The organism is Kribbella yunnanensis, from assembly GCF_039529655.1.
GTDB lineage: Bacteria > Actinomycetota > Actinomycetes > Propionibacteriales > Kribbellaceae > Kribbella > Kribbella yunnanensis.
In genome coordinates this window covers 115875-128465 of sequence record NZ_BAAANF010000018.1, presented here as the reverse complement: position 1 = coordinate 128465, position 12591 = coordinate 115875, and the positions used below count along the sequence as shown (strand labels likewise).

Here is a 12591-nt window from a genome sequence, read left to right as displayed (position 1 = left end):
AATCCGGTCGGCCCTTTCGTCGTTCTCAGCGGCAGCCGAGGGCTTCCTGGTAGCCGTCGGCGGGTTTGCCGGACTTGGCCTCGGGCTTGACCTTGCCGGCGATCTCGTCGGCGAGCAGCCAGATCATCTCCGGGGTGTCACCTTCGGCGTTCATGTCGTGCAGGATCTTCCAGGACTTGCTGCCCTGCATGGCCTTGACGGCCTCGGCCGCCTTCGCCTTGTCGCCGGACTTCGTGGCGGCGGACCACTGGTCGAGCCAGGCGCAGGACGCGGCGCTGGTGACCCGGGCGCCGAGGTGGTACCGCGCGATCACCGTCTCCTGGTAGAGCGGTGCGGCGTTGAAGCCCTTCGGCACGGTGACCTCCTTGAGCATCTGGTCGACGGCCGCACGCACCTTCTCCGGCTTCACGACCTCCTCCGGCATCGCCGCCAGCCAGGTGTCGACGTCGACCTTCTTCAGCTTGCCGAGGATCGCCCGGTACGCCTCCTCGGACCCGAGGTCGGCGCGGGTCTCCACGAAGCTCGGGCCCTTCGACGGCAGCATGAACGCGAAGTCGAAGCCGCCGTTCGCGTAGCGGAACAGTGTGCCCTTCTGGCCGAGCACCTCGACCTCGGAGTGCCCGGCCGTGCCCTGGAACCGGTCGTCGTAGTACGACTTGTAGTCCTTGGCCGGGTACCAGGTGATCTCGAAGGTCTTGTCACCGTTGGCGAGCGTCATGGCGCCCGACTCCTTGGTGAACTCGTCGACCCGGGAGATCTTCCAGGCCGGGTCGTCGATCAGGATCCGCTCGTTCGCCTCGGCGACCGCGCGGACCTCCGCGCCGTACGCGCTCTGCGGGGCCACGAACGGTGCGACCGGACTGTCCTTGGGCAGTACGGCGCCCACGACGGCGATGGCCGCCGCGACCGCGACCGCGGCGGCGGCACCGAGGGCGATCCGGCGGCGCCGGTTCGGCCGTAACAGGGTGGCGGGTTCGGTGGTGGTCAAGATCTCCTCCAGCAGTTCGGACTCGGCGCTGTCGGTCGGCAGATGCCGGACGCTGTCGTCGCCGAACGGGTTGGCCCGTGCGATCAGCCGGTCGAGTTCGCGGTCATTCATCGCTCCTCCTGAGCTGGTCGCAGTGCTCTGTCATCCCGTACATGTCCGTGACCGGTGAACGCGTCTCCGAGCCGTTCCCGCAACCGCGCACGCGCCCGATGCAACCGCGTTCGCACCACCCGAGCCGGTACGTCGAGCACCACCGCAGCCTCCTGCGGATCGAGGTTCTCCCACGCGGTGAGCATCAGCAGTTCACGATCGTTGTCGCTCAGCCCGGCCATCGCAGCCACTAGTACGGCGTTCGCCTCGACCTCGTCGGCGTGATCCGGTACGACGTCCTGCAGCTCCACGCGCAGTCGCTCACCGAGGCGGTCCCGCCGCTGCACCCCGCGCCGGTGGTTCGCGAGCACTCGGCGCGCGACGCCGTACAGCCAGAGTCTCGCCGTACCGTCGACGGGCACCTGGTCGAACCGGCGCCAAGCGACCAGCATGGTGTCGGCCACGACGTCCGCGGCGTCGTCGGGGGAGCTGCATCGGCGCAGGGCATAGCCGAGTAGCTCCCGGAAGTTCGCTTCGAAGAGCTCCCGGAACGCGCCCTCAGCCGTCATACCTCTTCCATGTCCGGCAGTATGCGCGGCGTCTCAGGTCATTTCCGGACACTTGAAAAGGCGTCGCGCCTGCCGGGCGGCGGGTGGCATCATGCCCGGATGCCGATCGATGCCGAGCAGGTCGCCCACGCATTCGACCTCGGGCCCGTGCTGGAGGACCGCCCGCTGGCCAACGGGGACCGCCCCGCCGTCACCCGCATCGTGTCGACGACGCACGGACGCTGGGTGGTCAAACACGACCGCCTCGGCTCGGCCGACCGCCCTGACCTCGCCGAGTGGCAGCGCACGAAGGCCTGGACCGTGCATCGACTCGAGAGCGCCGCCGCCGCGGCCGGCATCCCGATGCCGAGGCCCGTCCAACCGCCTGAACCGAGCGTGGGCTTCTGGTACGCGCCGCCGGACGCCGACGGCGACCTCGCCCGGGTGACCACGTGGGTGGAAGGCAGCGACCTGCGCGACGCCCGCGTGCCCGACGAGGAGCTGGCGGGCTGGCTGGGCGGTGTGCTGGCCCGGATCGCCCGGCTGGACGTTGCAGTCGATCCGGAGGCCGACGCGTCGCCGGTCCACCCGCTGGAGGAGTGGAGGGACTGGGTCGGCGAGGCCGAGAACGCTGCAGACCGGGCCGTAGCGGGACAGGGCACGGTCGACCCGGCGCTGGGTCGGGCGGCCCGCGCTGTGCTTGGGGTAGTTGAGGACTCGGCCGATCTGCTGGCCGACGCGCTGCGGAACCGCCTGCCGCTGACGATGACCCACGGCGACGCCGCCCGATCCAACATCCTCGCCACCCCGACCGGACTGGTGCTGATCGACTGGGAGTCGGCGACCGCCGAGGTCCCGTGGTGGGACGCGGTGAGCAACGCCGTCCGGCTCGCCGCTCGCGACGAGCGGAGCATCGCAGGCGGCGACCCGCGGATCGTCCGCTCGTTGATCGGGTCCTACCGAGACCACGGCGGCCCGGCCGGGCCCGCTGATGCGACGGCCTTCGCCGGGTTGCTCGCCGGGCACCTGAGCTTCACTGCCTGGTGCCTGTGGGTGGCGCTCGGGCACCGCGACGAGAGCGCGGAGCGAGTCGCGTACTGCACCCGTTCGCTCCACGACGCCGCCGAGCACCTGCCGCGGATCCTGCGGGAACTGGACGACTGGGCCCGGCTGCTGGCCTGACAAGTTTTGTCGGTGGGACGGGCTTTACTGAGTCCATGAAGGAACGGGAGCATCCGCGCGAGGTGGTGCACGCTGCGTGCGCTGCCCACGGCCAGGACACGGTGATCGACTGGGCCGTCGCGTTCCTGACCGGCGAGATCTCCGGTACGGCGGCGTTCGGGGCGGACCTGCCGAAGCTGGTCGCGATCACGGGGTCGGCGAATCCTGGCGGCTGGACGGCTCCGGTCGATCCGGCCAACTACTACTGGATCCGGGTCTGGGCCGCGCGGGTGTTTCTCTACGTCTGGCGGGATGACGTGGTGGATGCGCTGCTGGCGGTGGCGGATGATCCGGCCTGGCGAGTTCGTGAGCACGTTGCGCGGATCACTGCGCAGCGAGAGCTCGGTCAGTTGGTCGATGCGCTGCTCCCGATGCTGGAGCACGAATTGCCTCGGGTGCGCGCGGCCGCCGTACGGGCTGTTGGTGCGGCGGGGGAGTTCGAGCATGTGGAGGCGGTCGAGGAGCTGGCAGGCGACCCGGACCTTACAGTCCGGGCCGCCGTTGAGCGTGCTCTGGTGAAACTCAGTGAGCGATTGGACCGACCAATGCCTTAGAACCCTAGAGTGTTGAGCTTCTCCAGCAGCAGGGTCTGCTGCCGGATCTGGTTGTTGGTCGAGGCCGGGTTGAGGCGGATCGCCTCGGCCTGCGCCATCACTGCGCCGAAGGTGCTGTCCAGCTGCAGGTCCAGGTTGGTGTCCACCTGGGTCCCAAGGTCGAACGAACCGTCGGCGAAGTTGAGCCAGGCGGTCAACGCCTGCCGGTCGAACTCGGCCTTCGGGTTCAGCAGCTGGATGTTCAGGACCGAGTGCGCCTTGGCCATCGTCGAGACGTCACGAGCTTCGGAGAAGACCGGGCTCATGTGCTGTGCCACCTGCAGGTAGCAGTTGATCGTGCTCACCGGCAGGTCGACCGGCGGGATCCGCAGCCCAGCACGGGTCTGCAGGTACCACAGCGGCGCGATCCGGGTCAGGTGCGCGTTGCCCTGCACGATGACCTTGGCCGAGTCCGCACTCGAACCGTTGTCGTCGTCGCGAGCCGTGAACCCGACGTCGTAGTTGCATGCCGAGCCGAACGTGTGCGACTTCGCATCCGTCACGTCCCGCGGCTGCAGACTCGGGCTGCTGGCCGGATCGGTTCCGGGCGGGTTGACCAGGTAGTTGGTCGTCACATCCGGAGCCGGCGGCCCGTCACCCCAGCTCCAGCTGAGCGCGAGGTCGTCACTGCCCGGATCGGTCGAACGACCCTTGAAGTTCACCGGGTCACCACTGTGCGCGATAAACGTCGGTACGCCGTTGATCACAGTCGCCCCGGTCTCGTCGACGACCGCGGTCGGAGCCACGTTCGTCACCTGCACCGGGAAGGTCGCCGTACCGCTGCCACCGTCGTCGTCGGTCACCTTCACACCAACGGTGAACGACCCGTTGTCGCCGTACGCACGGCTTCCGGTGACAGTCGTCCCCACGATCGAACCGGCGGTCGGAGCGCCGAAGCCCCAGTCGATGCTCGCCGTGTGCGTGTCAGCCGACCCAGGATCGACGAACGACGCCTTCACCCCGAGCGTCGAACCCTCGCCGATCGTCTTCACCTGCGCGGGATCGATCGTCACCGCCGGAGCAACGTTGTTGACGGTCAGGTGGAACGTGGTCGTCGCGGTCTCACCCTTGTCGTCGGTGGCGGTGATGGTGACATCGCGACTCTGGGTCGGACCGTCGCTGGTGCTTGAAGTCCAGGACCAGCGGCCGCCACCCACATCCGCGACGTTCCCGCTGGAGGCGGAGAGCGCGACCGGCCGGCCTTCGGGATCACCGAAACCACCGGCATTGTTGGCCGTCGTACCCTCGTTCACCGTCACCGTGTTGTTGTCGGCGCTGATGGTCGGTGGGTTGTTGCCCTGCTGCAGAGCGCCCAGCAGGTCGATCCGCGGCGTGGTCGCGTTGGTTGTCGGGCTGGTCGGGTAGGTGATGTCGACCCCGGTGTCCCGCAGGTACCCGAGCAGGGTGGCCGCGGTGGCGTTCGGGTAGGCGTTCCGCAAGGCCGCGAACGCTCCGGCGACATGCGGGGCGGCCATCGACGTACCGCTGAGGTTGGCCCACGCGTCATCCGGCACCGAGGCGCGGATCGACGTACCGGGGGCGAACAGGTCGAGCATCGGGCCACGGTTCGAATAGCTGGCGGGGCTGTCGACTTCGTTGCCACTGCCGTCGGCATCGATCGCGCCGACCGTCACCGCGGTGGAGACGCAGGCAGGCTCGCCGACGCCGTTGGGGTGTCCCTCGTTCATGGCCGAGATGGTCGTGGTGATGCCGTCCGCGAGCAGCAGGTCGATCGACGCCTTCGTCGTACTGCCGTCACAGGCGGTGGACTGGTTGCTGGTGTCGCCACCACTCAGGTTCGCCGACGCGATCGTGAACGTGTTGCGCAGGTCGTGGACCCGCTGCATCCCGGCGATGAAGTCCGAGTAGTAGAACTGCGGGCACGGCGGATTGCCGTTACAACCCACGTTGTTGCGGTGGTAGATCTGGATCGCGATGATGTTCGCGCCCGGAGCCACACCGTTGCCCGGGGCACCGGTCACGCCGGTCCCGGCACCAGCCGCGATACCGGCGACATGCGTGCCGTGGCGGCAGATGTTCGCCGTACCGTTGAGGCACTGTGCGGTCTCGGCATCAGCAGATCCGGCCCCGGTCTGGCTGGCCGTTCCGTTCGGGCACAGCGAGACCTCGTTGGCGCCGTTGGTGCTGGAGTAGCAGGCTTCGGAGACGATCCGGCTGCCGAAGAACGGGTGGTCGAGGTCGATCCCGGTGTCCAGGATCGCGACCGTCTGGCCGGCGCCGGTGAAGCCGAGCTGGTGCACGGTGTTGGCGCGGATGAACGGAATGCTCTCGGCCAGCGACGGCGAACCGAGCTTGTCCGGCTGGATCGAGACCACGTTCGGATCGGCGGCTAGCTCGGTCAGTGCGGCCTTGTCGGCATCGAGGGCGAGCAACGGGAACGACCGGTACGTCCGGTTCTGATCCGCGGTGCCCTGGTCGATGTTGTCGAGCACCTGCTGCTTGTCGGCGATCCGGTCGACCTGCACGATCACCCGGGCCGAACCCTCCCGACCGGCCTTCTCGATCAGCTGTTTCTCACCGGGACTCGGTTCGGGCGCAGCTTGTGCCGGCAGCTGCATGGTGCTCGCTGCCAGGCCGGCCATAGCCAGCGCAACGAACAGTCTTCGAACTTGCATCGTGATTTCCCCCATTACTGTGCTGTCGCCTCAGCCGGACTGCTGGGCGGTGTCCTGCTGTACAGCCGCGACTCGCGGTGAGTGCTGCAGCCGGTCGAGGGCGGCCGCGTCGACGACCAGGGCCAGTTGCGGTACGGCGTCGTACCGCCGGATCACCTGTGCCGTGGGAACCTCGGCCAGTACGGCGTCCTGTGCGGCCCGGATCGCGGTGCGTTGGGCACGGCGCGCCTGGTCCCCCAGTTCACCCTCGGGCCGGAAGTTCCCGGCCAGGGTGACGACCACGCGCTGCGACTCACCGGATGGAGTCTCGGAAGGCGTGCTGCCCGTCCCCGTCGTACAGGACGCGATGATCAGCAATCCCGCAGCGAGCAGCCCGCACCGGACCCACCCCATGACGACCCCCCTCGTCAGCGGCCAGGTTTGACCGCGGTCACATCGTGCCGGAGCATCTTCAGCCAGTCTTAAATACGTGTTTCGTCAATTTCTGTCACGCACTGGCCATCTCCTGGTCAACCACTGGCTGCCCGTGGTGGGGAGCGTTCGCCGCATGGAGACTTCGCGAAGATCAGTCCTGAAAGCCGGTCTGGCGTCCAGCGCGGTGGTCGCCGGCCTGACCGCTCCGGCCACCGCGGCGGCGACGCCCGTTCGGCAGGACCCGTTCACGCTCGGGATCGCGAGCGGTGACCCGTGGCCCGACGGGTTCGTGCTGTGGACCCGGCTCGCCGTCGACCCGACCGCACCGGACGGACACGGTGGCATGCCGAACCGTGCGTACGCCGTCCAGTGGCAGGTCGCCACCGACCGCCGCTTCCACCACGTCGTCCGGGCCGGTGTCGCGGTCGCCCGGCCGGAGCACGCCCACTCGGTGCACGTGACCGTCCAGGGTCTACACGCGGGCCGCGAGTACTACTACCGGTTCCGTAGCGAGGGTTATGTGACGGCAGTAGGCCGCACGCTGACCGCGCCGGCCCGGGGGACCACGCCGCGCGAGCTGTCGATGTCGTTCGTCTCGTGTTCGCAGTTCGAGCACGGCTACTTCACGGCGTACCGGCGGCTGGCCGAGGACCGGCCGGACCTGGTGCTGCACCTGGGCGACTACCAGTACGAGTACACGAAGAACACGTACGTCGCGCCCGGCGGGAACGTCCGCGACCATGACGGCCCCGAGACCACGGACCTGGCTTCGTACCGGCAGCGGCACGCGCAGTACAAGTCCGACCCGGACCTGCAGGCCGCACACGCGGTCGCGCCCTGGCTGGTCGTCTGGGACGACCACGAGCTCGACAACAACTGGGCCGACGAGATCCCGGAGAAGCCCGAGGACGGGTTCCTGGACCGCCGGGCCGCGGCCTTCCAGGCGTACTACGAGAACATGCCGCTGCGTGCGTCGTCGAAGCCGCGCGGGATCGACATGCAGCTGTTCCGGCGGGTGAAGTGGGGTGAGCTGGCAACGTTCCACATGCTCGACACCCGGCAGTACCGCGACGACCAGGGCTGCGGTGACGGCTACAAGGACTGCCCGGCCGCGGTGGACCCGAAGCGGTCGATCACGGGGGAGCGGCAGGAGAAGTGGCTCATCGACGGCTTCCGCCGGTCGGAGGCTCGTTGGGACATCCTCGGGCAGCAGGTGTTCTTCGCGCAGCGCGACAACAACCAGGGTCCGCTGAAGGTGACGTCGATGGACTCCTGGGACGGGTACGTCGCCTCCCGCGACCGGATCACCCGCGGCTGGGTCGACGCGCGGGTGCGGAATGCCGTCGTACTGACTGGCGACGTACATGCGCACTGGGCCTCGGACCTGAAGCTGAACTACGACGACCCGGCTGCGCCCGCGGTCGGTTCAGAGCTGGTTTGCTCGTCGATCTCGACCGGCGGTGACGGTGCTGACTCCGGCACGACGGCTCACCCGTGGCTGACGTGGAATCCGCACCTGCGGTTCCAGAACAACCTGCGCGGTTACGTGAACACGACGATCACGCGCGAGTCGATGGTTGCCGACTTCCGCACGCTGCGGACCGTCCGGGACCACGAGGCACAGGCGTTCACCCGCGCCCAGTTCACGATCGAAGACCGCAAGCCCGGCCTACACCTGACCGGCGAAACCCCGCAGGCTCCGGCACCGCTCGCTGCCGCCGGTTCCGATGCCGTCCGGTCGCGCGCCGCCACCGCCGCCACCGCGTCCTCCTCTGACGACACGGTTGCGTGGGAGACGGTTCGTCCTTAGAGCTCGGCTCGCAGTTTGGCGGCGTACTCGGCGGCTTCCGCGTCGTCGGCGTACTTCGTCCGCGGCCAGAAGAACCCGCGCAGTCCGTCCCCCTTCGTCCGCGGCACCACGTGCACGTGGAGATGGGGGACCGACTGCGACACCACGTTGTTGACGGCAACGAACGACCCCTGCGCGCCGAACGCCGTACGGACCGCCGCTGCGACCGACCGCGCCGCACCGAACAACGGCACGGTCAGCTCGTCGGTCAACTCGACCATGGTCGGCACGTGCTCGCGCGGCACGATCAGTGTGTGCCCCTTGAACACCGGTCGAATGTCGAGGAAGCCGAGCAGCTCCGGCGTGTCCAGGACGATGTGCGCCGGCGTCGTCCCGGCGATGATCGAGCAGAACAGACAGTCCGCCATCAGCCGAGCTTCTCGTCCGCGAAGCACCAGCGCCAGTTCTCGCCGGGTTCGAAGCTGCGCATCACCGGGTGCTTGGTCTCGTCGTAGTGCTTGCTCGCGTGCTTCATCACCGATGAGTCGCAGCAGCCGACGTGACCGCAGCCCAGGCACAACCGCAGGTGCACCCAGGTACCGCCCTCGGCCAGGCACTCCTCACAACCCTCAGGTGTGTTCGGCGCGACCACCACGGGCGCCTGGAGGAGGTGCTCGCAGGCTCCACTGGCCGAGGCAGGCGGGCGCAGGTCCTCGGAGCGGCCACCGACGTCGTCGTCCTCGTCGCGATCGAGGATCGACTCCTCGATGTCCAGTACGGACTGCGCGCGCTGCAGGACCTCGTCGGCGACCAGACCGGCGTCGCGGACCTTGAGGATGTGCGCCCGCTCGGCCTCCAGCATCGCCATCCGCAGCCGCCGGTACGCCTCACTCGGCGTCTCGTACTCGCTCTCCGGACGCCCCAGCCGCTCCCACGCGGCCAGCGCGCGCGACTCACCCCGCTGCCGGAGAACCGCGAGCACGGCCGCTGGATCATCCGCCGTACTGATCTCGTCGAGCTTCTCGATCGCGGCGCGATGCGCACCCTGCAGTACGGCGGCCTCCTGCAGCGCGTCCTCTGCGGGATCCGGTCCGGGCAGCTGCAGACGCCGTACCAGCCAGGGGAGCGTGGAGCCCTGTAGGAGCAGCGTCCCACCGGTGACGGCCAGCGCCATGAAGACCAGCACCTCGCGGTGCGGAGTGTCCTCCGGGAGCGTGAAGACCGCGGCCAGGGTGACCACACCGCGCATCCCGGCCCAGCAGACGACGATCAGCGCGCCGAACGAGACCGGACCCGGGCGGGACCGGCCGAGTACGCGGCGGGACAGGTAGGTGGTCGGGATGACCCAGATCGGCCGCAGCAGGACGGTGGCCGCGAAGACCGCGACTGTCGAGACTGCGATCAGCCAGCCGGGGAGCGGGCTCTCGGAGAGGTCGTCGAGGATCCACCGGGTCTGCAGGCCGATCAGCAGGAAGACCGTGTTCTCGAGCAGGAACTGGAACGTGCGCCAGTTGGTCCGCTCCGAGATCCGCGATTTGGCCGACTGGATGATCGGCGCCTTGTGCCCGAGGATCAGGCCGGTGACGACCACAGCCAGTACGCCGGACGCGTGGATGTAGTGGTTCTCGGCCGCAACGTACGCGATGAACGGGGCGGTCAGACTCAGCGTGGTGTCCAGCACCGGGTCGGTGAACCGCTTCCGGATCTTGGCCAGCACGATCGCCACCACCAGGCCGATCGCGACACCACCGCCGGCTGCCCGGAGGAAGTCGAGCCCGACTCCCCAGACAGTCGGTACGACGGCGGCCGCTGCGAGCGACGTACGGAGAATGACCAGCGCGGTCGCGTCGTTGACGAGGCTCTCGCCCTCGAGGATCGTGACCACGCGGCGGGGGAGACCCACCCGCTTGGCGATCGCGGTCGCGGCGACGGCATCCGGCGGTGCGATGACCGCGCCGATCGCGAACGCGGCCCAGAGGGGGAGTGGCTCGTAGCCCTGGGACTCGGCCACGACGTTGAGCAGCCACCAGGCGACCAGGCCGACCCCGACCGCGGTGAACGCGACCAGACCGACGGACAGCAGGCCGATCGACCGGCGGTGTTTGGTGAAGTCGACCAGGCTGGTCTTGATCGCTGCGGAGTACAGCAGCGGGGGCAGGAACCCGATGAGCACTACCTCGGGTTCCAGCTCGACCCGCGGGACGAAGGGCAGATAGGACGCGGCGACGCCGATCACCACGAGGAGCAGGGGAGCCGACAGCCCGATTCGCCGAGCCAGCGCGGCCCCGCCTGCGACCACGGCGACGAGGGCGACGATCTCGATCGCGATATGCACGGAGCACAGTGTCTCAGTTCCCACTGGTCCGCCGAGCCGGCGTCGTCTAGCGTGTGCGGAGCGAGATCCGTCCACCACGGGGAGTGATCACATGCGCCGTACCGCCTCCGTCCTTTCGGTGCTTTTATTGTTCGGGGCTCTGCTCGCCCCGGCACCTGCTCTCGCCTCGCCTGTTGCCGCCGAGGACACGGTCACCACTGGTTGCGTGCTGTCGGTACCCGAGCCGGGCACCTCAGTACCAGTGCGGATCTGCTACACGCTCTTCAAACCGGCGGTCGCGTCGGCTGAACATCCTGTTCCGCTGGTCTTCAGCAGCCACGGCTGGGGCGGCTCACGAACCACGGACATCCGCCAGTTCCGGCCCCACCTCGACGCCGGCTTCGGCATCCTCAGCTTCGACCAGCGCAGCTTCGGCGAGAGCACCGGCGTCGCCCACGTGATGAACCCCGACTACGAGGGCCGCGACGTCATCAAACTCATCGACTTCGTCGCCTCGCTCGACTGGGTGACCAAGCAGCGACCCGGCGACCCGCTGATCGGAGCCATCGGCGGTTCGTACGGCGGCGGCTACCAGCTCGCCGGCGCCTTCACCGAGATCCGCGACCACGGCCGAACCCGCTTCGACGCCCTCGCCCCCGAGATCACCTGGTGGGATCTCAAACGCTCCCTGGCCCCCTCAGAGACCGCGCGCACCATCTGGCTCGGCATCCTCTACGCCAGCGGCGGCAAGAACCTTCCGCCCTCGATCGGCAAGTCGTTCGTCATCATGGTCGCGACCGGCGCCTGGCCCACCGGCAAAGCCGGCCGGGAGCTCACCGCATTCTTCGCCCACAACGGCCCCGCCTGGCACGTCGCCCAGGGCCGCAAACTCGACGTACCGGTCCTGCTCGAACAAGGCATCACGGACAACCTCTTCAACCTCAACGAAGGCTTGTCCATCTTCGACCGCGCCCTCACCCCACGCGCCCGGTCCCACTCAATGCTCGTCGGCTACAACGGCGGCCACGCCCTCCCCGCCGTCGTACCACCCGGCTACGGCACCGCCGGCGACCCCTGCTCCATCGCCCTCGGCTCACCCAACTTCGCCGGTCTCGCCCTCCGGTTCCTCCGCCTGCAGCTATTGGGCGAGTCCACCGGCCTCACCGGCTTCGGCAAGTACCACCTCTCTACCGCCGACGGCCGTTGCCTAACGCAACGGTCGCTAGCCGCCAACACGGTCAAACGTCTCGGCAAGATCGCCACCCCCACCGGCGTCGGCGTCCCCGTCAACGTGAAGATCGCCGCCGGCCCACTAACCGTCGCAGGCACCCCACACGTCACCGCGAACGTCTACACCATCGTCCCGCGCACCCCGGCATTCCTGGCCCTGAGCGTAGGCACCAACCCCCTGACCGCTCGCGTCATCCAGAACAACACCATGCCCTTACGCGAAAAACGAGCCGCCCACGGCACCCGCCGTACGATCGAACTCCCCGCGATCGCAGTCGACGTACCAGCCGGCCAAAACCTCTACCTCACGGTCTCCCCAGTAGCCGACATGTTCGCCGGCCAACGCGCCCCACTCCCCGGCGCCCTCCTACTCAAGAACACAACCGTCAGCTACCGCACCATATCCAGGTAAGTCTTGTAGACACTGACAAACGGCTCATCCTCAGCCACCGCCGTCACCAACCAGTCACAAGAAGCCTGCGCCTGCTCAACAACCTCAGCCGGATACCCATACTTCACCTGATGCAAGGCGAACTCGTCCTCGTCATCCACCAGCACCGTCCCATCCCGCCGCTTGATGACATCCAGATCCAGATCGATCATCGTCACCCGATCATCCGAGAACTCCACCGGCGTAGTGATATCGCAGTAGATCTCCGTCATCCGCGGCGCATCATTGAAGATCACCGTGAACCACCGCCCCCGCGGAAACAACTGCACATGAGCCTCCTCCGCAGTCAGCTTCAACCCCTCACCACGCTGCGAGAC

At 68.3% G+C, this 12591-nt stretch carries 10 protein-coding genes and 1 pseudogene; 4 read left to right on the top strand and 7 right to left on the bottom strand.

Annotated features, from left to right (window positions below; translation table 11 throughout):
* Nucleotides 1–25: 25 nt before the first annotated feature.
* Nucleotides 26–1099 (bottom strand): hypothetical protein, encoded by a 1074-nt coding sequence (locus tag ABD231_RS28215; protein ID WP_344158472.1) that lies wholly within the window; start codon nucleotides 1097–1099, stop codon nucleotides 26–28.
* On the bottom strand, nucleotides 1096–1647 hold the full coding sequence (locus ABD231_RS28210; RefSeq protein ID WP_344158470.1) for an RNA polymerase sigma factor: 552 nt from the start codon (nucleotides 1645–1647) through the stop codon (nucleotides 1096–1098). The genes ABD231_RS28215 and ABD231_RS28210 overlap by 4 nt, the downstream gene beginning before the upstream one ends.
* Before the next feature lie 99 nt (nucleotides 1648–1746).
* Between ABD231_RS28210 and ABD231_RS28205 the strand changes: the two genes are divergently transcribed.
* Together ABD231_RS28205 and ABD231_RS28200 are read left to right on the top strand one after the other, a co-directional pair.
* The gene (locus ABD231_RS28205; protein ID WP_344158468.1) at nucleotides 1747–2808 is read left to right on the top strand and encodes an aminoglycoside phosphotransferase/kinase family protein; all 1062 of its coding nucleotides are present in this window, start codon (nucleotides 1747–1749) and stop codon (nucleotides 2806–2808) included.
* Nucleotides 2809–2843: 35 nt separating this feature from the next.
* Entirely contained in the window at nucleotides 2844–3401 is a 558-nt protein-coding gene (locus ABD231_RS28200; protein ID WP_344158466.1) for a HEAT repeat domain-containing protein, read from the top strand.
* Here the strand turns inward: ABD231_RS28200 and ABD231_RS28195 are convergent.
* Both ABD231_RS28195 and ABD231_RS28190 read right to left on the bottom strand, forming a co-directional pair.
* Nucleotides 3398–6076 carry a S8 family peptidase gene (locus tag ABD231_RS28195; protein ID WP_344158464.1) on the bottom strand — a complete coding sequence of 893 codons (2679 nt, stop codon included), beginning with the start codon at nucleotides 6074–6076 and terminating at the stop codon, nucleotides 3398–3400. The genes ABD231_RS28200 and ABD231_RS28195 overlap by 4 nt on opposite strands.
* Nucleotides 6077–6106: 30 nt before the next feature.
* Complete coding sequence (locus ABD231_RS28190) at nucleotides 6107–6469, bottom strand: hypothetical protein (protein WP_344158462.1); 363 nt, start codon at nucleotides 6467–6469, stop codon at nucleotides 6107–6109.
* 154 nt (nucleotides 6470–6623) lie between these two features.
* Between ABD231_RS28190 and ABD231_RS28185 the strand changes: the two genes are divergently transcribed.
* Nucleotides 6624–8300: an alkaline phosphatase D family protein gene (locus ABD231_RS28185; protein ID WP_344158460.1), complete on the top strand. Its 1677-nt coding sequence runs from the start codon at nucleotides 6624–6626 to the stop codon at nucleotides 8298–8300.
* Here ABD231_RS28185 and ABD231_RS28180 read toward each other — a convergent pair.
* Together ABD231_RS28180 and ABD231_RS28175 are read right to left on the bottom strand one after the other, a co-directional pair.
* Complete coding sequence (locus tag ABD231_RS28180) at nucleotides 8297–8707, bottom strand: HIT family protein (protein ID WP_344158458.1); 411 nt, start codon at nucleotides 8705–8707, stop codon at nucleotides 8297–8299. The two genes, ABD231_RS28185 and ABD231_RS28180, sit on opposite strands and share 4 nt — an antisense overlap.
* Entirely contained in the window at nucleotides 8707–10614 is a 1908-nt protein-coding gene (locus tag ABD231_RS28175; RefSeq protein ID WP_344158456.1) for a Na+/H+ antiporter, read from the bottom strand. The genes ABD231_RS28180 and ABD231_RS28175 overlap by 1 nt, the downstream gene beginning before the upstream one ends.
* Nucleotides 10615–10705: 91 nt before the next feature.
* On the opposite strand from ABD231_RS28175, the gene ABD231_RS28170 reads away from it, so the two are divergent.
* Entirely contained in the window at nucleotides 10706–12235 is a 1530-nt protein-coding gene (locus tag ABD231_RS28170; protein WP_344158454.1) for a CocE/NonD family hydrolase, read from the top strand.
* Here ABD231_RS28170 and ABD231_RS28165 read toward each other — a convergent pair.
* Nucleotides 12214–12591: pseudogene (locus ABD231_RS28165) on the bottom strand (DUF402 domain-containing protein); the annotation flags it as partial. The gene ABD231_RS28170 and the pseudogene ABD231_RS28165 overlap by 22 nt on opposite strands.

What these genes read in the sequence shown, in the direction of transcription:
- ABD231_RS28215 (WP_344158472.1), bottom strand. Translation starts at nt 1,099, where the DNA reads ATGAATGACCGCGAACTCGACCGGCTGATCGCACGGGCCAACCCGTTC.
- ABD231_RS28195 (WP_344158464.1), bottom strand. Translation starts at nt 6,076, where the DNA reads ATGCAAGTTCGAAGACTGTTCGTTGCGCTGGCTATGGCCGGCCTGGCA.
- ABD231_RS28180 (WP_344158458.1), bottom strand. Translation starts at nt 8,707, where the DNA reads ATGGCGGACTGTCTGTTCTGCTCGATCATCGCCGGGACGACGCCGGCG.
- ABD231_RS28190 (WP_344158462.1), bottom strand. Translation starts at nt 6,469, where the DNA reads ATGGGGTGGGTCCGGTGCGGGCTGCTCGCTGCGGGATTGCTGATCATC.
- ABD231_RS28185 (WP_344158460.1), top strand. Translation starts at nt 6,624, where the DNA reads ATGGAGACTTCGCGAAGATCAGTCCTGAAAGCCGGTCTGGCGTCCAGC.
- ABD231_RS28170 (WP_344158454.1), top strand. Translation starts at nt 10,706, where the DNA reads ATGCGCCGTACCGCCTCCGTCCTTTCGGTGCTTTTATTGTTCGGGGCT.
- ABD231_RS28200 (WP_344158466.1), top strand. Translation starts at nt 2,844, where the DNA reads ATGAAGGAACGGGAGCATCCGCGCGAGGTGGTGCACGCTGCGTGCGCT.
- ABD231_RS28205 (WP_344158468.1), top strand. Translation starts at nt 1,747, where the DNA reads ATGCCGATCGATGCCGAGCAGGTCGCCCACGCATTCGACCTCGGGCCC.
- ABD231_RS28210 (WP_344158470.1), bottom strand. Translation starts at nt 1,647, where the DNA reads ATGACGGCTGAGGGCGCGTTCCGGGAGCTCTTCGAAGCGAACTTCCGG.